This is a genomic window from Candidatus Nealsonbacteria bacterium CG07_land_8_20_14_0_80_39_13 (assembly GCA_002779355.1).
GTDB lineage: Bacteria > Patescibacteriota > Minisyncoccia > Minisyncoccales.
Genome location: PEWS01000014.1, coordinates 10,015 through 10,562, shown reverse-complemented (window position 1 = coordinate 10,562; position 548 = coordinate 10,015). Strand labels below are relative to the sequence as shown.

Below are 548 nucleotides of genomic sequence, written 5' to 3'. Positions count from 1 at the left end.
TCTTTGATGCGGATCGATGTTTCTTTTGGATTTGTTTTTGGCTTTGTTGTCGTAGGGATTAATCCGGCTTCTCCCTTCTCTCTATACGCTTTTAACCACCTCCCTAAGTTTCTTTTGCTGTGAAGGCATACTTTCGCTATGTCGACCAACTTAATCTCTTTATTATGGATAGGCAATATCCATCTTAATCTTTCTTCTTTAATTGTTTTTGGCATATTTATACACATATCCAAGATGGTAATTTATCTTGGAGAAAACCGCCATATGTGTGTGCACATTATCAACTTAGCTTGACAAGTTGAAAAACATTCTTTAAGCTAAGAATAATCATTAAATTTTATAAGTAAGAAAGAACATTAAAAAAAATAAAAATGGATAAAAATGAAATAGGATTAAGGATGGAAAAGAATCATATGGAAATTAGTCGAAAAGAAGGGGAATTGTTTTTATATATCGATAGAAGGACGAGTAAGTATTTTTATAACGTGGGTGTTTTTTGGATTGTAATTACAGTTGCCACCATAATTATTGCGGATATAAATATGAGA

Annotated in this window: 1 protein-coding gene and 1 pseudogene (1 of these 2 running past the window's edge); one reads left to right on the top strand and one right to left on the bottom strand. The window is 31.8% G+C overall.

From position 1 onward, the window contains the following. The coding region (locus COS96_00910; protein ID PIU44085.1) for a hypothetical protein at positions 1-215 on the bottom strand (215 nt) is incomplete at its 3' end. A gap of 156 nt (positions 216-371) precedes the next feature. On the opposite strand from COS96_00910, the pseudogene COS96_00905 reads away from it, so the two are divergent. Further along, positions 372-548: pseudogene (locus tag COS96_00905) on the top strand (hypothetical protein) (it continues 177 nt past the right edge of the window).